The sequence below is a fragment of the Hymenobacter negativus genome, assembly GCF_016056375.1.
Classification (GTDB): domain Bacteria; phylum Bacteroidota; class Bacteroidia; order Cytophagales; family Hymenobacteraceae; genus Hymenobacter; species Hymenobacter negativus_A.
On sequence record NZ_JAEDAE010000003.1, the window covers coordinates 425,064 to 443,976 of the forward strand.

General features: G+C 61.1%; 15 protein-coding genes. 6 read left to right on the forward strand and 9 right to left on the reverse strand.

All coding sequences use genetic code 11. From position 1 onward, the window contains the following. Nucleotides 1-16 precede the first annotated feature (16 nt). The 3 genes from I7X13_RS09785 to I7X13_RS09795 all read right to left on the reverse strand — a co-directional run bounded on the left by I7X13_RS09785 (nt 17) and on the right by I7X13_RS09795 (nt 4,030). Complete coding sequence (locus I7X13_RS09785) at nt 17-1,261, reverse strand: OmpP1/FadL family transporter (protein ID WP_198075332.1); 1,245 nt, start codon at nt 1,259-1,261, stop codon at nt 17-19. A gap of 229 nt (nt 1,262-1,490) precedes the next feature. Continuing rightward, the gene (mltG, locus tag I7X13_RS09790; RefSeq protein ID WP_198075333.1) at nt 1,491-2,498 is read right to left on the reverse strand and encodes an endolytic transglycosylase MltG; all 1,008 of its coding nucleotides are present in this window, start codon (nt 2,496-2,498) and stop codon (nt 1,491-1,493) included. 26 nt (nt 2,499-2,524) lie between these two features. After that, on the reverse strand, nt 2,525-4,030 hold the full coding sequence (locus I7X13_RS09795) for a helix-turn-helix domain-containing protein (RefSeq protein ID WP_198075334.1): 1,506 nt from the start codon (nt 4,028-4,030) through the stop codon (nt 2,525-2,527). A gap of 281 nt (nt 4,031-4,311) precedes the next feature. Here I7X13_RS09795 and aceB point away from each other — a divergent pair, with 281 nt between their 5' ends. Together aceB and aceA are read left to right on the forward strand one after the other, a co-directional pair. Beyond that, nucleotides 4,312-5,937 carry a malate synthase A gene (gene aceB, locus I7X13_RS09800; protein ID WP_198075335.1) on the forward strand — a complete coding sequence of 542 codons (1,626 nt, stop codon included), beginning with the start codon at nt 4,312-4,314 and terminating at the stop codon, nt 5,935-5,937. A gap of 189 nt (nt 5,938-6,126) precedes the next feature. After that, a complete protein-coding gene (gene aceA / locus I7X13_RS09805) occupies nt 6,127-7,410 on the forward strand; it encodes an isocitrate lyase (RefSeq protein WP_198075336.1) in 1,284 nt (427 codons plus the stop codon). A 166-nt stretch (nt 7,411-7,576) separates the two neighbouring features. Here aceA and I7X13_RS09810 read toward each other — a convergent pair whose 3' ends face one another. After that, complete coding sequence (locus tag I7X13_RS09810) at nt 7,577-8,743, reverse strand: ribonuclease D (protein ID WP_198075337.1); 1,167 nt, start codon at nt 8,741-8,743, stop codon at nt 7,577-7,579. A 276-nt stretch (nt 8,744-9,019) separates the two neighbouring features. Between I7X13_RS09810 and I7X13_RS09815 the strand changes: the two genes are divergently transcribed. Together I7X13_RS09815 and I7X13_RS09820 are read left to right on the forward strand one after the other, a co-directional pair. Further along, nucleotides 9,020-12,040: a SusC/RagA family TonB-linked outer membrane protein gene (locus I7X13_RS09815; RefSeq protein ID WP_198067862.1), complete on the forward strand. Its 3,021-nt coding sequence runs from the start codon at nt 9,020-9,022 to the stop codon at nt 12,038-12,040. A 21-nt stretch (nt 12,041-12,061) separates the two neighbouring features. Further along, nucleotides 12,062-13,480, forward strand: coding sequence for a RagB/SusD family nutrient uptake outer membrane protein (locus tag I7X13_RS09820; RefSeq protein ID WP_198075338.1), 1,419 nt, complete (start codon nt 12,062-12,064; stop codon nt 13,478-13,480). A 72-nt stretch (nt 13,481-13,552) separates the two neighbouring features. On the opposite strand, the gene I7X13_RS09825 is transcribed toward I7X13_RS09820, so the two are convergent. After that, nucleotides 13,553-14,464 carry a prohibitin family protein gene (locus tag I7X13_RS09825; protein ID WP_198075339.1) on the reverse strand — a complete coding sequence of 304 codons (912 nt, stop codon included), beginning with the start codon at nt 14,462-14,464 and terminating at the stop codon, nt 13,553-13,555. Nucleotides 14,465-14,497: 33 nt separating this feature from the next. Continuing rightward, entirely contained in the window at nt 14,498-14,962 is a 465-nt protein-coding gene (locus I7X13_RS09830; protein ID WP_198067865.1) for a hypothetical protein, read from the reverse strand. 137 nt (nt 14,963-15,099) lie between these two features. Here I7X13_RS09830 and I7X13_RS09835 point away from each other — a divergent pair, with 137 nt between their 5' ends. Beyond that, nucleotides 15,100-15,336, forward strand: a complete 237-nt coding sequence (locus I7X13_RS09835) for a hypothetical protein (RefSeq protein WP_198075340.1) — start codon at nt 15,100-15,102, stop codon at nt 15,334-15,336. Nucleotides 15,337-15,432: 96 nt separating this feature from the next. Here the strand turns inward: I7X13_RS09835 and I7X13_RS09840 are convergent, their stop codons facing one another. From I7X13_RS09840 to I7X13_RS09850, 3 genes are all read right to left on the reverse strand, one after another. Continuing rightward, nucleotides 15,433-15,741, reverse strand: a complete 309-nt coding sequence (locus tag I7X13_RS09840; protein ID WP_198075341.1) for a hypothetical protein — start codon at nt 15,739-15,741, stop codon at nt 15,433-15,435. Between the two features lie 115 nt (nt 15,742-15,856). Further along, the gene (locus I7X13_RS09845) at nt 15,857-17,116 is read right to left on the reverse strand and encodes an S-adenosylmethionine:tRNA ribosyltransferase-isomerase (protein WP_198075342.1); all 1,260 of its coding nucleotides are present in this window, start codon (nt 17,114-17,116) and stop codon (nt 15,857-15,859) included. Between the two features lie 128 nt (nt 17,117-17,244). After that, nucleotides 17,245-18,042 (reverse strand): class I SAM-dependent methyltransferase, encoded by a 798-nt coding sequence (locus tag I7X13_RS09850; RefSeq protein WP_317191558.1) that lies wholly within the window; start codon nt 18,040-18,042, stop codon nt 17,245-17,247. Between the two features lie 215 nt (nt 18,043-18,257). Between I7X13_RS09850 and I7X13_RS09855 the strand changes: the two genes are divergently transcribed. Next, complete coding sequence (locus I7X13_RS09855) at nt 18,258-18,890, forward strand: hypothetical protein (protein ID WP_198075343.1); 633 nt, start codon at nt 18,258-18,260, stop codon at nt 18,888-18,890. The last annotated feature ends 23 nt before the right edge of the window (nt 18,891-18,913 follow it).

The window sequence follows — 18,913 nt, forward strand, 5'->3', positions numbered from 1 at the left end:
ACGTGGAATCGGCGGCTTAGAAGGCTACCGAAAGGCCCACCGATGCAGTATTAACCGCTAAGCGGTAGGTGCCGGCCACGTTGGATACCTTCTCATCGTTCTGAGAAACGCGGGCGGTGCGCAGCTGGCCGTAGTCGAAGGAATAAGCTCCTTCCAGCGCCAGGCGTGAGGTGAGCTGGTAGCTCAGGCCGGCCGATACGCCCACACGGTTAGCGTCAAGGAACTCGGGATTGATGTACTCGTCGCGCACGGGCGTCTCGTCGTAGTGAAAGCCGCCGAGTACGGTCAGCTTGGGGTTTACTTGGTACTCGGTGCCCACGCGGAAGCTCAGCGCGTCTTCGTAGCGGCGCACGCTGCTTTGGGTGCGGGCGGGGGTGCTGCCGGTAGCGGCCACGTTCAGTTTCAGCGAATCGACCGCACTCCAGCCACTCAGGGAGAAGTCGAAAGTGAGCAGCAGTTTCTTGGTGATGTGGTCGGCGATGCCCACGGATAGCGTGCTGGGCATGCTAACGCGGGTAGTGAAGTCTGAGGAGGCGGGGGCCAAGCTGGCATCGCGGGTGGGCACGCCGGTGGTGGTAAGGGTGCCGTTGTTCATTTTCAGCTGCACGGTGCTGCGGTAGCTGATGCCGAACGACAGGTTGTCGCCGCTGCGGCCGTACAGGCCCGCATTCACGCCGAAGCCCGAGCCGCTGGCGCTGAACTGGGTCTGGGCGTTCGGGTCGTCGTATTGGCCCAGGGCGCGGCGCTGGCTGTATTTGCCAAAGGCATACACAACTCCCACGCCGGCACTGAAGTTGTCGTTGAGCCGGATGCCCACCGTGGGCTGCACGAAGTAGGTGTTGAGCTGGCTTTCCTGAATAACAGAGCGGCCTTCCCAAGTGCTGGGCCATTTGGTGTGGTAGCCGTAGGGCGTGGTGATGGCCAGGCCCAGGGCCACGCGCTTGTTCAGGGCGTGGGTGGCGTAGAGGTAGCCGCCGGGCTGCACCACCAGGTCCTGGTCGGTGCGCTGGTAGGTATCCTGGCCCACAAAGGAGGTGCGCCGTATCTGGCCAATGCCGCCGATGCTCACGCGGGTGAGGGAATCGGCCCACTGGCCCAGCAGGCCGGGGTTGGTGCTCATGCCGGCAATGCTGTTGATGTAGGCCGTGCTGGCCCCGCCCAGCCCTAGCACGCGGGCACCTTGCGGGCCGCTGTCATAGCCGCTGGCCGAAGCCGTTAATCCACAGAAGACAGGAATCAGAAAAAGAAAAGGTTGGCGCATACGGGCGGTTTTGCGGAAAATTGGGAAACAAATGTACACAGTCGCCGGGTAGTAGCCCAGCCTCCGGCCCGTGGCTCACAAAAGGATAACCCCGGGCCGCAAGGTTTGGCACGCTCAGCCGCGCCTTCCAAACCTCGGCCTGCCCGCAAAATCGAGTGCTGTAAACCGATATGAGACTGTCTCACGGAAATGGCAAGCGCGGGCAGAAAAGCCGAAGCGGCTGCCCGATTCAACGCTTCACCCCCAGGCTATCCAGTCGGTGTTGGTAGCGGCGGGCATTCAGCTTGTGCTGGGCGTAGGTTTCGGCAAAGTCTGAGAAACCGCTGCCGTCGGGCCGGGCGCAGAAGAACAGGTTTTTGTTGTGGGCGGGCTTGAGCACCGCCAGCAGCGAGCCGGGCAGCGGCGTGGTGATGGGGCCGGGCGGCAGGCCCTTGTGGCGGTAGGTGTTGTAGGGCGAATCCACTTTTTTGTCCACGTTGAGCACGCGCTTGCGGGTGCCCAAGCCGTGCAGGGGCCAGAGCAGGGTGGGGTCGGCCTGCAGGGGCTGGCCGTTGCGCAGGCGGTTGAGGTACACGGCGGCGATGAGGGGCTTATCGGTTGGCTGGGCAGTTTCGCGCTGCACGATGCTGGCCAGCACGCTCACCTCCACACGGCTCATCTTCAGCGAATCGGCTCGGGCCTGGCGCTCCGGTGTCCAGAACCGGCGGTAGCGGGCGGCCACCGAATCGAGGAAAACCGGGGCACTGGTGTTCCACAGCAGCCGGTACTGCCCCGGTATAAACATGGTGCGAATGGTGCAGGTATCGAGGTGGTAGCGGCGTTGCAGGCCTTGGTTATCGCCCAGCAGCAGCTCCAGCTTGAAAGAGTCGGTTTCGAGCCGGCCGCACACCTTGCGCGGCAACTGCTCAATATAATGAAAGGGCTTCAGCTCAAACTTAACCGTGTCCTGGTGGCCGAATAGCAGCATTTTTACCAAATCGATGTTGCCCATGCCAGGGTCCAGCCGGTAGCGGCCCGGCTTCACGTGGGGCGGGTAATCGTGGTGCTCGGCCATCCAGCGAAAAGTGGCCGGCTCGATAAGTAGCTCGTGCTTTTGCAGCGAATCTAGCACCGCTGCGTAGCCCGTGCCGGTGCGGATATAAAGGTAAGCCGGCCCTTCGGGAAAGGCCACCACGTTGGGGCGGTAGGCTACGCGCCACCCCACATAGCCAGCGCCGAGGAGCAGGAGCAGTAACACCCCGCCAATTAAGTAGCCGCGCCGCATCAGGCCTTTCCTTCTACAAGTTCCGCCACGGCTGCCTCAAATGCCGCCCGCTCGGCCAAGCGCACAATCTCGGTAGGAGCCGCCGCGCGCGACTCACAGTCTTCAATCGGGCACCGCTCGCAGGTCTCGTTCACGATGCGGAAGGGCAGGGCCAGGTCGGCCAGGAAGCGGACGTGCTGTTTCAGGTTGTCGTCGCAGCGCAGCCCAATGGTCACGCTCAGGGCCACCTGGGTGGGCGTGCCGGCGCGGGCCAGCGTGAAGCAGAGATACTCGTCGTCGGTGCCGAAGTAGCGGGACTTCTGCGCGCCGGCTACGGTCACGGGCGCATCGGCGGTATCGGGCACGGGCAGGGCGCGAGCCTCGTTAATGAGGCGCAAACTCACCCAGCGGCGGCAGTAGTGCTCGTTGAGCTCGTTGCCGTGGGGGTTGTGCAGGCGGGCCAGGTGCAGCTCCTTAGTCAGCTCGAAAGGCGCGAGCGAATCGGCTTGGTCAAAGCGCAGGAAGAACAGGCTTTGCAGGCCAAAATGGCGCGGCAGCAGTGTGGTGAGGCGCTGCATAAACATCTCGGGGCTCACGTCATACTGCGTCATCAGGTTCAGCAGCAGCTCGGGCTCCCAGTTTTTGGCCCCGAAAAATTTCTTCACGTCGCGCAGCAGGCTTTCTTCCTCCATCAGCAAAGCCCCGGCAAAATAGGACGCCTTGAAATTGTTCAGCACCTCATCGAAGGACCGCACCTGCAGGCTGCTGCTCACGTGAGGCCGCTCCGTCAGCTTCAGGTAGTTGAAGGCCACCTCGCGGCCCAGCACGAAGGCCTGCTGGCCCCGGCTCAGCCCCGTCCGCAGCAGCAAGCGCTTGGTTTTGGGTTGAAACACGCTCCGCAGCCGCGCCTGGGTGGCCACGGCGTGCCGCCCCAGCGTCTCGCGGTCCAGCGTATAGCCATATTCTTCGATGAGCACGCGCTCCAGCTGGCCGAGGTCGAAGGGCGCGGCGGTGCTCAGCTGGTGGCTGCCCACAAAGGCCCGCACGTCCTGCTCCAGGTCCTCGAAGTAGTTGTCGTGCATTTCCTGAAACGAGCGTAGCGCGGCCAGAAACAGGTGCTCCTGGCGCAGCTCGTAGTTGCGCGCAATCTCGAAGATGGTGCTAATGAAGGCATTCATCCGGGCCGGCGCATTGGCAATCAGCTCGATAATGCGGGCCGGCTCCAGGCCGTACATCTCCAGCGGAAACTCCTTCAGCATTTTGGAATTCAGCAACTCGCCGATGGGCTCCAGCCGGCGCGGCAGCTCCAGCGAGGTCAGCTGGTCGTAGCGCACGTGCAGCGCCTTGCTCAAACTCAGAATCTTGTCGGCCTTGGGGTACTTTTTGCCTTTCTCAATCTCATTCAAATAGCTCACCGACACATCGCAGGCCCGCGCCAGCTCGGCCGGGCTCAGGCTGCGCTCCTGCCGCAACTCGCGCAGCTTCAGACCAAAAATGAGACGGACGACCTGGCCGTGGTTGAGCATAGAGTAAATAAAATTTTGGCATCGAAGCCTGCGGTACCTGACCACCTAAACCGGCCCTATTCCCCGCAGGAGTTCTTTTGACGAAGCTACGGCGACTTAGCTAAAGGCAGGGTTTGAGCGAATTTTATTTTATCAGCGAATATTCGCTAATAAAATAAAATTCGCAATGTATGTTTGTGTCAAGCCCAGCCTAAAGTGTGGCCCCGAACCACCGGCCACGGGCGCAGCTCAACCGAAAAAAAGCCTCCGCTACTCATTGCTCACTGTTAACTAACTCAGCTATGACTTTCACCGACCTCGCGCCCGCTCCCACGCCCACCTACCTCACCCCCGAGCGGGTGAAGGTTCTCGGCACCTATTCGCCGGCTTTTGCCGAAATTCTTACCCCTTCGGCCCTGGCCTTCGTGGCCGAGCTGCACCGCCGCTTCGACCATACCCGGCAGGCGCTGTTGGCCCGCCGCGCCGAGCGTCAGGCCGATTTCGCCGCTGGCATTCGCCCGGATTTTCTGCCCGAAACCCAGCGCCTGCGCGAGCAGGAATGGACCGTGGCCCCGCTGCCCCAGGACCTGCTCGACCGCCGTGTGGAAATCACCGGCCCCGTAGAGCGGAAGATGATTATCAACGCGTTGAATTCCGGAGCCAGCGTGTTCATGGCCGACCTCGAAGACTCCAACGCCCCGACCTGGGACAACGTCATTCAGGGCCAGATTAACCTGCGCGATGCCGTCCGCCGCACCATCTCGCTCAGCACGCCTACCAAGGAGTATAAGCTGAACGAGAAAACCGCCGTGCTCATGGTGCGTCCGCGCGGCTGGCATCTGGTCGAGAAGCACATTCTGGTTGATGGTGAGCCCATCAGCGCCGCGCTGCTTGATTTCGGGCTTTATTATTTCCACAACGCGCATGAACTATGCGCCCGGGGCACGGCGCCCTATTTCTACCTGCCCAAGCTCGAAAGCCACCTCGAAGCACGGTTGTGGAACGACGTTTTTGGTTTCGCCCAATGGTCATTGAAACAGCCTAAATGCGTTATCAAAGCCACAGTTCTGATTGAAACACTGCCGGCAGCTTTCGAACTGAATGAAATCCTGTACGAGCTGCGCGAGCACAGCGCGGGCCTGAACTGCGGGCGCTGGGACTATATTTTTAGCTACATCAAGCGGCTGGGGCTGAACCCCGAATTCCGGCTACCCAACCGCGCCGAGGTAACCATGACGGTGCCTTTCATGGCCGCCTACTCGGCGCTGGTAGTACAAACCTGCCACCGTCGGGGCGTGCACGCCATCGGCGGCATGGCCGCCCAGATTCCCATCAAAAACGACCCGGCCGCCAACGCCGAGGCGCTGGAAAAAGTCCGGCAGGATAAAATCCGCGAGGCCACCAACGGCCACGACGGCACCTGGGTGGCCCATCCCGGCCTGGTGCAAGTGGCGCTCGAAGTCTTCGACCGTCTCATGCCCGGCCCCAACCAAATAGAAAACAAGCGCCCCGATGTACGCGTGACGGCCGCCGATTTGGTGAAAGCTCCAGCTGGCAATATCACCGAAGAAGGCCTGAAACTGAACATCGATGTGGCCATTCAATACCTGGCTTCCTGGCTGGGCGGCAACGGCTGCGTGCCGATTTATAACCTGATGGAGGACGCCGCCACGGCCGAAATCAGCCGGGCGCAGGTGTGGCAGTGGCTGCACACGCCGGGCACCGTGCTGGCCGATGGCCGTCCCGTGACCACCGAGCTATATCGCTCGCTGGTGCCCGCGCAGCTGGAGAAAATCAAAGCGCTGGTGGGAGAGAAGGCGTATTCAACTGGCCATTTCCTGAGCGCCGCCCGGCTGTTTGATAAGCTGGTTGTAAGCGAGGAATTCATCGAATTTTTGACCGTGCCGGCCTACGAGCAGCTGGCGTAAGCAGACAATCCAGACCGGCAAGTGGTAGGAGCGCGCCATGGCGCGTTCGCTGGCCGTGCCGTCTGGTCTGCAACGATTGAGCGCGCTATGGCGCGTTCCTACCACTTGCTGGAATTAAAAAGCAGCCTCAACAGGCGGCCCGGTACCCTTTTGCCCAAACCCAACCGTCCACCATTCAACCCAACTCCCATGAAAACGCACACCCAACGCGCCGCCGAAATTACCCTCGACTGGGCCCACAACCCCCGCTGGATTGGCATCGAGCGCCCATACTCGCCCGAGGATGTGGCGAAGCTGCAAGGCTCCGTGCACATTGAGTATTCGCTAGCCCGCCAGGGGGCTGAGCGGCTGTGGGAATTGCTGCACACCCGTGAATACGTGGCCGGGCTGGGCGCGCTCACCGGCAATCAGGCCGTGCAGGAAGTGCAGGCCGGCTTGCTGGCTATTTATCTCAGCGGCTGGCAGGTGGCGGCCGATGCCAACGGCGCCGGCCACATGTACCCCGACCAAAGCCTGTACCCCGTGGACAGTGTGCCGGCCGTGGTGCGGCGCATCAACAACGCCCTACTGCGGGCCGACCAGATTCAGCACCTCGACGGCCGCAGCGATGTGCACTACCTGGCGCCCATCGTGGCCGATGCTGAGGCTGGTTTCGGCGGGAATCTGAATGCGTTTGAGCTGATGAAAATGATGATTGAAGCCGGGGCAGCTGGCGTGCATTTCGAAGACCAATTGTCATCGGCCAAAAAGTGCGGCCACTTGGGCGGCAAAGTGCTGGTCCCCACGCAGGAGGCCATCAACAAGCTGGTGGCGGCCCGCCTGGCCGCCGACGTGCTGGGCGTGCCCACGCTCATCGTGGCCCGCACCGACGCCGACGCGGCCGACCTGCTCACGGCCGATGTGGACCCGCGCGACCAGCCCTTTATCCTGCAGGAGGCCGAGCGCACCAGTGAGGGTTTCTACCGCATTCGTTGTGGTGTGGAGGCTGGCATTGCGCGTGGCTTAGCCTACGCGCCCTACGCCGACCTCATCTGGATGGAAACCTCGCACCCCGACCTGGGTGACGCCCGCAAATTTGCCGAAGCCATCCATGCCAAATACCCCGGCAAGCTGCTGGCCTACAACTGCTCGCCGTCTTTCAACTGGGCCTCGAAGCTGAGCGTGGAGCAGATGGAAACTTTCCGCGAGGAACTGGCCGCGCTGGGCTACAAGTTTCAGTTTATTACACTGGCCGGGTTCCATGCGCTCAATACCAGCATGTTCGAGCTAGCCCAAGCCTACCGCCAGCGCGGCATGGCCGGCTACTCCGAGCTGCAGGAGCGGGAATTTGCGCTGGCGAAGGACGGCTACCAGGCCGTGAAGCACCAGTCCTTCGTGGGCACCGGCTATTTCGATGCCGTGCAGAACGTGGTGACCAGCAACCAGACCAGCACCGCTGCGCTGGCGGGCAGCACGGAGGAAGCGCAATTCTGAACCGCAGATTGTAACGGATTTGACGGATAAGAACAGATTCAAGCGTACACGCCCGAGGTAATAAAAAGGGCCACTGCTCAAGAAGCAGTGGCCCTTTTTGGCTTTTGTGGTTGTTGGGATTCATCCGAATCTGTTCTTATTCGTTAAATCCGTTCAAATCTGCGGTCTAGAAAGGCTTCTCAATTGAGGCGTAATCTTCGCCGTGCTTCTCGGCCGAGTCCTTTAGCAGCTGCTGCTGCCAGGGGCGCAGGGCGGCTTCGGCACCCAGCTCGATGATGTCGGCGATGAGGCGGTTGCTGAGCACCATGTTGGCCATCGTGCTGCCGTGGTCGGTGGCGAGGTGGCCTTTGAGAGCCATAAGCAGGGCTTCGCGGGCATCGGCGCGGGCAGCGGCGGGGCCGCTAAGGCGGCGGCGGAACGGAAACTTGCGCTGGTCGGCCGGAATCGGGGCATCAGGCTCCAAATCGGTAGTGCCGATGGCGAGGAGCTGCTCGGCGTAGGGCGAGCGTTTCAGCTCGGGGTGCAGGCCGTTGGCGCCACGCAGCTGCAGGGCGGTTTCGAGTGGGTTGCGGGCTAGCTCGGCCAGTCGGTCGTTGCTGAGCACGTGGTAGGGCGGCCGGTCGAGCTGCCGGGCCACGGCGTCGCGCAGCATATACAACTCCCGGAAAATGGGCATTTCCAGCGCAGTAATCTTGTATTTGGCGGCGTTGCGCGACCACGGGCGCGGGTCATCGCGGCCGTAGCGCACGGCTTCGAGGGCCAGATTTTCCTGGGCGGCCCAATCGGAGCGGCCCAACTCCTGCAGGCGGGCGCTGAGGCGGTCGGTGAGCTCGAAGAGGTAGAGCACGTCGTTGGCGGCGTATTCCTTCTGGGCTTCGGTGAGGGGGCGTTTCAGCCAGTTCGATTTCTGCTCGCCTTTGTCGACTTCGAGGCCCAATTCAGCCTGAATGAGGCGGCCCAGCGAAATATTATTGTCCTCGGCGGCCAATAAAGTAAACTGAACGCTGGTGTCCACGATGTTGCGGCAATTGACGCTGAACACCTCGTCGAGCAGCAAAATATCCGACTTGCAGGAGTGAAACACCTTGGCCACGGCCGGGTCGCGGAGCACTGCGAACAGCGGCTCCAAATCCACGGCCATATCGGGCAGGGGCAGGGGGTCAATCAGGTACACCTCGGCGCCATCAAACACCTGAATAAGTGCCAGGTGGCGGCCGTAACGGTGGCGCATATCATCAAACTCTAGGTCGATGCCGATGCGGGGCAAAGTGGCAAAGTGCGCGGCGGCGGCGGCAATGGGTTCGGCCGTGGTGAGGTAATGAATGGTGGGCATTGAGAAGCAAAGAAAAAGTCAGCGGCGCCCGTGGCTACGCGCTGCGGGGAATAGCTCGGTAAAGGTAGGGAAGTATGGCAGGGCCGCCGGATAATGTTAACGGAAATGTTAAATTCAGGATGTGTAATTACTTTCGTTTCGGCATCCATAAGTAGGAGATTGGTAGTTTGGAGGAAGAATTATTGCCAGTCTCTTATTTCCGGGCAGCTTTTTTTGCGGTTTACCCGAATTGTTATTCGGGGGTTTATTCATTTCTAACAGTTTACCCACTTTTCCATGAAACACAAACTTATTACTCACTTAAGGTTGCTGCTCCTCTTTGCGGCGTGCCTCTATTCTGCCTCGGCCTGGGCCCAAAGCCGGGCCATCAGCGGCCGGGTGGTCGGGACCGATGGCGGGGGCATTCCTGGCGTGACAGTGCTAGAGCAGGGCACCACCAACGGCATTAGCACCGGCGCCAATGGCGATTTCAGCCTGACTGTGCAGCCTAACGCCACGCTGGTCATTAGCTCGGTAGGCTACAAGGCGCAGACGGTGGCCGTGGGCAGCCAAACCACGCTCAACGTCACGCTGGCCGCCAGCACCACCGAACTTACCGAAGCCATTGTGGTAGGCTACGGCACGCAGACCAAGGCTGATTTGACAGGCTCCGTGACGCAGCTCTCGGCCAAGGACGTGGAAAACCAGCCGGTGGTGAGCTTCGAGCAGGCCATTCAGGGCCGGACGCCGGGCGTGGCCATCAGCCAGGGCTCGGGCAAGCTGGGCGCGGGCGTGCAGATTCGGGTGCGTGGCTCGGCCTCGGTCACGGCTTCCAACCAGCCGCTGTATGTGATTGACGGCATTCCGGTGACTTCGCAGGACCAGTCGCAGGCCAACACCGACGGCGCCAACCCGCTTGCCGACCTCAACCCGAATGATATCGAGAGCATCTCCATTCTTAAGGATGCCTCGTCGTCGGCCATCTACGGCTCGCGCGCCTCGAACGGCGTGGTGATTGTGACCACCAAAAAAGGCCGCCAGGGCCAGACCAAGGTGAACGTGGGCTACTACGTGGGCCGCAGCACGCCCACCCGCAAGCGGAAATTCCTGAATGCTGCTCAATACAAGGAGCTGTTCAGTGAGTCCATTATCAATGCGGGCTACGTGGGAACGGGTGCCGACCAATACCCGGACGTGGCAGGGGTTTTCTCCGATTTCGGCGGGATTGACTACAACTCGACATCCGATACGAACTGGGGCGACCAGGCTTTCCGCGACCACGGTTCGGTGAGCCAGTACGATTTGAGCGTGGCCGGCGGCGATGCCAAAACGCGCTTTTACCTCAGCGGCACGTTCAACGACCAGACGGGTATCATCATCGGCAACCGCTTCCGGCGGGGCAGCATCCGCCTCAACCTCGACCACAGCATCTACGAAAAGCTGAAAGTGGGCATCAACCTCTCGCTCACTCGTTCGGTGAACGACCGGGTTTCGGACGACAACGCCTTTGCCAACCCCCTGCAGCTGAACGCCCTGCCGCCCTTGCAGCCGGTGTACGACCCCACTTCGGGCAAACTGAACCCCAACACGCTCTACTACAACAACCTGCTTGACCAGCAGCTCGGCAGCAACCGCGCCGGTAACTTCCGCTCGTTCAGCACGGCCTTCCTGAGCTGGGAGCCGCTGAAGGGCCTGACGCTGCGCACCGAGGTAGGCGGCGACTTCCTAAATCTGAACGAGGACCTAGTGCGCGGCGCCGGCACGCAGGACGGCGGCTCGACCGGCTACGCCTACAGCGCCCAGACGCAGGTAATCAACTACACCACCAACAACACGGCCACCTACGGCTTCAACCTCGGCGATGACAACCGCTTTGAGGCCCTGGCCGGCTATTCCTACCAGCGCTCCGATACCAAGCTGACGGCTGCCGAAGGCCGCGGTTTCCCCACGCCGGAGTTTACGCGCATTGCCAGCGCCGCCGTGAAAACCAGCGGTAACCAGTCGTTTGGCACGGGCTTCTCGTTCATCTCCTACTTCGGCCGTCTCAACTATGCGTTCCGCAACAAGTTCCTTGTGTCGGGCAGCATCCGCCGCGATGGCTCGTCGCGTTTCGGCCAGGATAACCCGTATGGCACGTTTGGGGCCGGCTCGGTGGGTTACGTGGTTTCGGAAGAAAGCTTCCTGAAGGATAATTCGGTGGTGAGCTTCCTGAAGCTGCGCGCCAGCTACGGCCTCACCGGCAACGCCGAAATTGCCAACTTCGCTTCCCGCTCGCTGTTCGCCGCACTGCCTTATGCCGACCTGTCGGGCACGGCCCCGCTCAACACCCTGGGCAACCTCAACCTGACCTGGGAAAACACCAAGCAGGTGGACCTGGGGGTAGAATTCGCCTTCCTCAACAACCGCATCACGGGCGAAGCTGACGTGTACCAGAAAACCACTACCGGCCTGCTGCTCAACCGCCAGCTGCCCTACACCGGCGGCTACAGCATCATTACCGAGAACATCGGCTCGCTGCGTAACCGCGGTCTGGAACTGGCCCTGAATGGCCGCGTGCTCGACGGCGACTTCAAGCTGAGCGTGGGTGGCAACATCTCGTTCAACCGCAACATCATCACCACGCTGAAGGATGAAATCATCCCCGGCGGCAACACGCTGAGCCGCGTGCGTCAGGGCGAGCCCATTGGTGTGTTCTGGGGCAAGAAATACGCTGGCGTCGACCCCGACAACGGCGATGCACTCTACTACACGGCCGACGGCTCGAAGACGAATGTTTACGCCAACGCAGTTGACCAGAAGCTAGGCAACCCGAACCCGAAATACACGGGCGGCGTCACGCTCAATATGTCTTACAAAGGCTTCGACCTGAGCGGCCTGGGCCAGTTTACCGTTGGCAACGACATTTATAACGGCGCGGGCATCTATCAGTCGGTAAACGGGGACTTCTTCGACAACCAGACCATCGACCAGCTCAACCGCTGGCAGAAAAAGGGCGACATCACCGACATTCCGCAGGCCCGCTTCGGCGAAGGCAACGGCACGGGCACCTCGTCGCGCTGGATTCAGGACGGCTCGTTCTTCCGCCTCAAAAACATCACCCTAGGCTACAACCTGCCTGCCGACCTAGTGAAGAAGGGTTACCTGCAATCGGTGCGCATCTACGTGACGGGCCAGAACCTGGCCACCTTCACCAAGTACACCGGGTACGACCCCGAAGTAGTATCGGGCCTCTACAATGCCAACACGGTGTTGGGCCACGATTTCTACACGCCACCATTGGCCAAAACCTTCCTGGCCGGTGTTAACCTGGGCTTTTAATCTTTTGACTTCCTCTCCAATATGAAACATACCTTTATTCGGCCAGCCGTGCTGGCCCTGGCCCTGGGGCTGAGCCTCACCGGCTGCAAAGACCCGCTGGACATTGCTCCGCAGCAGGGCATCGACGTATCGGTGGCTCTGAATACTCCCGAGAAAGTAGGTGGTGCGGTTGTCGGCATGTACGCCAAGCTCGACGACCCACGCCTCTACGGTACCGACCTTATTCTGGTGCCCGAGCTCATTGGCCCCGAGAACTACATCCGCTGGGATGGCACGTTCACCAACTACCGCCAGATTGCCACCCGCTCGTCGTTCACCTCGCTGAATACCACCGCTGCCGGCATCTGGCAGCGGGCTTATGAGGACATCAACCAGGCCAACCTGGTGCTCAGCGCCCTGCCCGTGGTGACGAATGCCGACCTGAAAGCGCAGTACGAGGGCGAAGCTCGTTTCGTGCGCGGCCTATTGTATTTCGATTTGGTCCGGCTCTACGGCCAGCAGTACCAGCCCGGCACCGCGAATGCGCAATTGGGCGTGCCCATCACGCTCGCGGCCAACACGACCGTCGACCAGGCCACCGTGAAGCTACCCCGCGCTACCGTGGCGCAGGTCTATACCCAGGTAATTAATGACCTGACCATAGCCATGCAGAAGCTGCCCGAAAGCAACGGCACCCGCGCCACCACCTACGCCGCCGAGGCGCTGCTGGCCCGCGTGTACTTGCAGCAAAGCAACTTCGCAGACGCCCGCACTGCCGCTGATGACGTCATCACCCACAGCGGGAAGTCGTTGGCGGGCTCGGTGGCTGCCATCTTCGCCAACCGCAACGGCAGCGAAACATTGTTTGAGCTTCAGCAAAACGACCAGAACAACGCCGGCACATCCAACGACGGCCTGGCCACCTACTTCGCCAGCGACGGCGGCGTGGGCCGGGGCGATGTGCGCATTCTGCCGGCTTTCTCCACTCAGTACGAGGACAGCGACGCGCGCGGCACCGACTCGCTGGCGGCTTCGGCCACGCGCAAGCTCATTTACCTCGGCGATGGAGCCCGGCCCGGCCGGTTGCGCAGCATCAAGTACCGCACCTATGGCCAGAATATTCCCATCATTCGTCTGGCCGAGATGTACCTCATCCGGGCCGAAGCCGATGTGCGGGCCGGCAACACCGCCGATGCCCTGGCCGACGTAAACCGCATCCGGACGCGGTCGGGCGCTACCCCGCTCACCACCGTTACGCTCGAAGATGTGCTGCATGAACGCCAGCTGGAACTGGCCTTCGAAGGCTTCCACATCTACGACCTCAAGCGGACCAACGCGGTTATCGTTCCGGCTGCCGGCACCACGCCGGCCGTGAATGCCAACGACCCCAAGCTGATTCTGCCCATCCCGCAGCACGACATTAACCTGAACGAGCTGCTGGTGCAAAACCCCGGCTTCTAATTTCGCGTTGCTGACAAATAAAAGCCCGCTCCAACGCATTGGAGCGGGCTTTTTTGTGCAAGCGTAAAACCGTTATTTGTCGCCAATCAGCAGTTGCGGCGCCGCACCACGCCCGCCGCCCATGATGATGACCTTGGCATTGGGTGAAGTGGCAATGGCCTGGTTGGCCTTGATGGTTTCGTACTGCAGGAGCTTGTCGCTCAGCTCGGTGTTTACGATGCGCTGATAATCGGCAATGCCCTGGGCTTCTACGCGCTTGCGCTCGGCTTCCTGCTTTTCCTTTTGCAGCACAAACTGCATTTTCTGGGCATCCTGCTCGGCCGAAATCTTGCTTTCGATGCTACGCTTCACCGACTCGGGCAGCTGGATGTTGCGGATGAGCAGCTGGTCGAGCTGTAGACCATTGGTGCGGAAATCCTTCTCGATGGCGGCCAGAATCCGGGCTTGAAATTCTTCGCGACGCGTGGAGTAAAGTGCCACGGCATCATAGTAAACCGCATTATCCCGGATGCGGGTGCGCGAAATGGACCGCACAATTTTGTCCTGATAATCCTCGCCGATGGTGGCCAGAATGTGCGGGGCCTGCGCCGGCACCACGTGGTAGAGCACGGTGAGGTCAATCACCACTTCCAGCCCATCGGCCGAGAGCACCCGGATGGCGTCGTCGCCCGACTGCTGGCCCTCGCCGTGCTGCGCCGACATGGTGTAGTTCTGCGTCCGGGTGTCGAAGCGCGTCACGTCCACCAATGGGTTCACCACGCTCAGGCCGGGTTGCAGCACGCGCTTTTGCACCTGCCCAAACAGCGTTTGCACGCCCACTTGGCCCACGCCCACCTGCACCACTGTGCTCAGGGCCAGCCCCAGAATCAGAAACACGCCGCCGAGGAAAACCAGGCCGCCGCGCAGCCGCTCCAGCCGCTCAGAGAAGCGGGAGGCATTCAGCCCCAGCACCAGAATGATAAAACCAAGAATGCTGAGAAACATGAGAAAGCAGGATTTGGGGTTGGCAGCTTAAGTTTACTCGTCCTCGTCGGAACCAAAGTCCAGGGTGCGGGCCAGGTCCACGCCTTCCTGCGCTATTTCTTCCAGCAGCTCGGGCGCGTCGGCATCCAGCGTGCGGCCGAAGAGGTTGAGCAGCTCTTCGCCTTCTTCGTTCACGTACAGATTCTCATAAAGCCGGTCAAACAGGCGCGCCTCGCGGCCGATGATGCGGTCGATGTCGTCGGGTGAGCGGGCTTCGTTCAGGGCGCGGTGCAGCACGTCAAGTACCTGCCGGCTTTCGTCGTGGTCGCCCAACTCCGATACCAGCTTGAGCAGGCTCATGGCCAGGCCCAGCCGCACCTGCTCAAACCGGAAGGATAGCTGCGCGGGTGGGGCTTTGCGCAGCAGGTCGTAGGCCTGCAAAGCATTGGGGGTGAGGTAATACTTCACGTCGTTGGGCGCGGTGAAGGATAGGTGCAGCAGTTGTTCGTAAGGCGTCATAAAGCGAAGGCGGAATCCGGGACCGAAACACGGCTCGGCACGGTGCGTAAGCAGAAAGCCGAAAGGTACATGCGGATAGCAGCCCAGGTGCTGAATCGGCGCGTTTGGCTCATTATTACACCCTCAGCTTTTTTTCGATGACACACAAATCCAAATGGCTGATTTTTGCCCCGCTGGGGCTGGCCACTATTGGCGCGGGGGCCAGTATGGTGCACTGGGCCGGCAGCCTTAAAGAACAGCGCCAACCCGCTTCTAGGTGGATAATGGCCGGCACGGCGGCTCTGGTCGTGCTCAACTCCGGCCTCAGTCTGTTTGGACGCGGCGTGGTAGAGAAAGTGCTGCACGAGCTGCGCGAAAAACCCGGCGGTGAGTAATCCCCCGCAGGCCTTCGCACCAGGGCAAGAAAAAACCCCGACCTAAGCCGGGGTTTCTCTTGCTGGAAAGCGGAAAGGAACAGCTCTTGGAAAGGACTATTCGGTTTTGGCTTCCATTTTTTCGGTGCCTTCTTTGGTCTTGGCGCTCACTTTGTTGGCACCGTGCTTCACGGCGTGACCGGTTTTCTTGGCACCGCGCTTGATGGCGCTACCCGTTTTGTGGGCCACGTTGCCGGCGGCATCTTTCGTGTTTTCGAGGGCCTGGCCAACGTTGGTTTTGCCGGTTTTGGTTACCACTTTGGTGGTGCCGTTGTCGCGGGTCTTAACTTCCGTGGTAGGAGTGGTTTGCGCATAAGCAGTAGTAGCAAAAGCGGAAAGGGCGAGCAACAGGGTTACTTTTTTCATGGGGTCAAAAGAAGAAAAAGGGTTATGAGGGCTTTGTACGCTCCCTATTGGCAAAGGTTGGTGCAAGGAGCGTGCCGCAGTCGGCCCGGCGGCTGAAAACTGGGTTTCAGCGGCTTCAAGGCAGTAGTAATGAGCTGTCGCCGTAGCTCAGAAACCGGTAGTCGTGGTTCAGGGCGTGCTCATACATTGCCCGCCAGTTTGGCCCCAGCAGCGCCGCTACCAGCAGCAGCAAGGTGCTTTCCGGCTGATGAAAATTGGTAATCAGCCCATCGGCCAGCCGGAATTCATAGCCCGGCGCAATCAGCAGCCGCGTGCTGGCTTGCAGCGTATCGGTGCCCGTGGCTTCGAGGTGCTGGAGCAGGGCCGTCAGGGCCATTTCGGGGCTGATGCGGGCCGCCACCTCGGCCATTTCGTAGGGTTGCCATTGCGATACCAGCAGTTCGGCTACGGCGGGCGCGGCTGGCTCCGTGATTTCATTTGCGGAGTGCAGCAGGCCTACGCCCAGCCAGTACAGCGTTTCCAGGGTGCGTAGGCTGGTGGTGCCTACTGCGATTACCGGCCGGGGCCGGTGGGCGAGCAACTGGCGCAGCAGCCCGGCCGTGACCAGAATGGGCTCGGTGTGCATGGGGTGGCCGGCCATGTGGTCGGCCTTCACCGGCTGGAAGGTGCCCGCGCCCACGTGCAGCGTAACGTGGCCCGTCGAAAAGCCTTTTTCCTGTAGCTCAGCCAGTATTTCGGGGGTAAAGTGCAGGCCGGCAGTGGGGGCCGCCACGGCTCCTTCGGCGGCGGCGTACACGGTCTGGTAGCGCACGGCATCCGTGGCCGTATCGGGGCGGTCTATGTAAGGGGGCAGGGGCAAATGGCCGGCCGCACGCAGCACTTCGGCAAAGGGCAGCTCGGCCGGCTCCCAGCGGAAGTCAATCAGCGCCGTGCCTGCTTCCTGTAGCCGGCGTTCGGCATGCAGTGTGGCGGGCTGACCGTCGGCAGAAGTGAAATCCAAGGTTACCGGGCCTTCTTTCCAGCGGCGGCCGTTGCCCACCAGGCAGCGCCAGGTGCAATTGCCGGTTTGCTGCAAGGCCAGCTCCAGGCTGCGGTGCGGGGCCACGGGCTCCAGGCAAAACAGTTCGACCTGGCCCCCGGTGGGCCGGCGGGCCAGCAGCCGCGCGCGCACCACGCGGGTGTCGTTGAAAACGAGGAGGGCACCGGCCGGCAGCTCGCTGGGCAGGTCGCGGAAGTTTTTATCGGTGAGCTGGCCGTGGCGGCTCACCAGCAGCTTGCTGGCGGCGCGGTCGGGGAGGGGTTCCGGCGCGATGCGCTCGGCAGGCAGCGGATACGTGAAATCGTGGATGGAAAGCTGGCGCGGGTCGGGGTTCATCCCGCAAAGGTCGTGACACAGCGCGGGCTAATCCATAGGCGCCAGCAGCTTCAGCTTGCGACAAATGGAGCTGGTAGTACGCCTGCAACAATCGAATGGGCTGCGCTCGTCGCAAGCGGCGGCATGTGCTACTTCCTGAACAACAGCAGGTGCTGCTGCGGTAGCGTCTCGATGGAATCGGCCAGGACCATGCCCACGGCGGCCATTTCCTTGCGGGCCTGCCCGATGCTCATCTTGTGGATGCGCTTGATGGGCACATTAACATCTTCGGCCCGGTACTCGACCAACGCCAGCCGGCCGGTGCCGGGGCGCAAAGCCCGCCGGATGGCGCGGCCCATCTCGCGCGGGTGGTCGAACTCATGGTAGGCGTCCACAATAAGCACCAGGTCCACGCTGTCGGCGGGCAGGCCGGGGTTGGTGGTAGTGCCCAGCACCGGGCGCACGTTGGTCACCTTCTGGCGGCGCTTGTTTTCCTGCAGTGCCGCAATCATTTCGGGTTGAATATCAACGGCCAGCACCTGCCCTTTGGGGACTTTTTTGGCCAATTGAAATGAAAAGAAACCCGTGCCGGCCCCAATATCGGCCACCACATCGGTGGGTTTCAGGTTCAGCTCTTTCAACAATAAGTCGGTGCCTTCTTCCTGACGGCGGCCTTTGCGCTCCAGCCAGCTCGCGCCCTCGTGGCCCATTACGTGGGCAATCTGCCGGCCCAGGTAGTAGGTCCCAATACCGTTGGGGTCGCGGGGCGAAGCGGTTTCGTAGCCGCTGGTATCGGCCACCATCATGGCCTGCATGCGACGCTCATTACTCATCGAGGGGCGGGTTTCGGCCGGTAGCTGCGTGCAGCTCATTATCAGCACCCCGGCTCCTGTCCCTATTCCCACTACACCCAAAGCCCGTTGCCAGGTAGAAAAACAGTATTTCATACGATTTGCAAGTAAGCACATACGGGCTATTCAACAGCAATTTGGTGCGCTACGTTCAGCTAGCGCCCGATTGGAAACGAGTTGAGCCGTAGCGGGAACCGTGCCGGAAAACGATTTTAAGAACCGGCGGAACAAATAAAGTAATTCCAAAGAATCGCCTATTTGTAATTTTTGCCGTAGAATGCGCAATCAAGTTTTCTCTTACCCGCATACCTATGAAGAACCTTTTTCCCCCCTTCGCCAAACTGATTGCGCTTGCCGCCTGTGCCCTCACGCTGGGCAGCTGCAGCCGTTCCGAGTACGCCATGCTGCCCAAGGGTAGTTCCTACCACGGCGTTACGCGGGTAGCCACGCCCGTGCCAGCTGCCGCAACGCCTGCAACGGCTGCTGTAGCCTCGGTAGCCGCCCCTGTTGCTCCGGCTGCTCCCGCTGTGGCAGTTGCGCCTGCCACTCGCGTTGCTCAGTCGGCTCCGGTAGCCAAGGCCCCCACTGCTAAAGTGGTGGTGACAGAAACCCCGGCAACCAGCGCTACTGTCGTAGCCAACGCGCCCGCTGCTGCCCCTGCCAAGCTGAGCTTCCTGCAGCGCGTGGCTCTCAATAAGGTAAGCAAGAAACTGGAGAAGGCATCACAAAAAGCCAGCTTCAACCGCCACGATAATACGGCCAGCACGGCCCGCCTCGACGGTAAGCTGCGCCAGGGCCTGATTCTGCTGTTGGTGGGCTTGCTGGTAGGCATTGTGGGTGGCGCAGTAGGCGGTACCATTGGCGGTATCATCGGCCTGTTGGGTCTCATTCTGGCCATTATCGGCATCGTGCTCATCATCCTGTACCTGCTCGACGAGCTGTAAGCCCTTGCGCTTTTCATCATCAA

Coding starts and splice junctions, on each gene's coding strand:
- I7X13_RS09785 (WP_198075332.1), bottom strand. CDS start 1,261: ATGCGCCAACCTTTTCTTTTTCTGATTCCTGTCTTCTGTGGATTAACG.
- I7X13_RS09795 (WP_198075334.1), bottom strand. CDS start 4,030: ATGCTCAACCACGGCCAGGTCGTCCGTCTCATTTTTGGTCTGAAGCTG.
- aceB (WP_198075335.1), top strand. CDS start 4,312: ATGACTTTCACCGACCTCGCGCCCGCTCCCACGCCCACCTACCTCACC.
- aceA (WP_198075336.1), top strand. CDS start 6,127: ATGAAAACGCACACCCAACGCGCCGCCGAAATTACCCTCGACTGGGCC.
- I7X13_RS09810 (WP_198075337.1), bottom strand. CDS start 8,743: ATGCCCACCATTCATTACCTCACCACGGCCGAACCCATTGCCGCCGCC.
- I7X13_RS09815 (WP_198067862.1), top strand. CDS start 9,020: ATGAAACACAAACTTATTACTCACTTAAGGTTGCTGCTCCTCTTTGCG.
- I7X13_RS09820 (WP_198075338.1), top strand. CDS start 12,062: ATGAAACATACCTTTATTCGGCCAGCCGTGCTGGCCCTGGCCCTGGGG.
- I7X13_RS09825 (WP_198075339.1), bottom strand. CDS start 14,464: ATGTTTCTCAGCATTCTTGGTTTTATCATTCTGGTGCTGGGGCTGAAT.
- I7X13_RS09830 (WP_198067865.1), bottom strand. CDS start 14,962: ATGACGCCTTACGAACAACTGCTGCACCTATCCTTCACCGCGCCCAAC.
- I7X13_RS09835 (WP_198075340.1), top strand. CDS start 15,100: ATGACACACAAATCCAAATGGCTGATTTTTGCCCCGCTGGGGCTGGCC.
- I7X13_RS09840 (WP_198075341.1), bottom strand. CDS start 15,741: ATGAAAAAAGTAACCCTGTTGCTCGCCCTTTCCGCTTTTGCTACTACT.
- I7X13_RS09845 (WP_198075342.1), bottom strand. CDS start 17,116: ATGAACCCCGACCCGCGCCAGCTTTCCATCCACGATTTCACGTATCCG.
- I7X13_RS09850 (WP_317191558.1), bottom strand. CDS start 18,042: ATGAAATACTGTTTTTCTACCTGGCAACGGGCTTTGGGTGTAGTGGGA.
- I7X13_RS09855 (WP_198075343.1), top strand. CDS start 18,258: ATGAAGAACCTTTTTCCCCCCTTCGCCAAACTGATTGCGCTTGCCGCC.